Source organism: Bradyrhizobium sp. Kon56 (assembly GCF_055807635.1).
Window position 1 is genome coordinate 1 of sequence record NZ_JBVVOU010000325.1, and the last position, 301, is coordinate 301.

Genomic DNA, 301 nt, shown 5'->3' on the forward strand with positions numbered 1-301 from the left:
GTATCGACGGCATCGCGCAGTCGTGGGGTGAGCCTGCGGTGGCCGACCTGAACCTGCTCGCCATCGACTGCCTGGCCGATCCCGACGCACCCCGCCTCCCACGCCTCGCCGCCCAGGTGTTCAAACACGCTCAACCGGCTGGGGCCATAGCCGCGCTCGGCCAACAATGCGGCAATCAACGCCGGGCTGCTGCCGTCATTGCTCAACACCAGCAAGCGCACGCCACTGGCCGTTGCAGGAGGTGGTGAGCGTGTCCGTGGTGGCCCGGCCGCTGGCGGCGATCCATGCGCACCTGGCCAGT

1 pseudogene is annotated in these 301 nt (G+C 69.1%); it reads right to left on the bottom strand.

The annotated features are described in order from the left end of the window. Positions 1 to 107 precede the first annotated feature (107 nt). A pseudogene (locus AC0L3B_RS39160) lies at positions 108 to 239 on the bottom strand (cobalamin biosynthesis bifunctional protein CbiET); the annotation flags it as partial. Between the last annotated feature and the right edge of the window lie 62 nt (positions 240 to 301).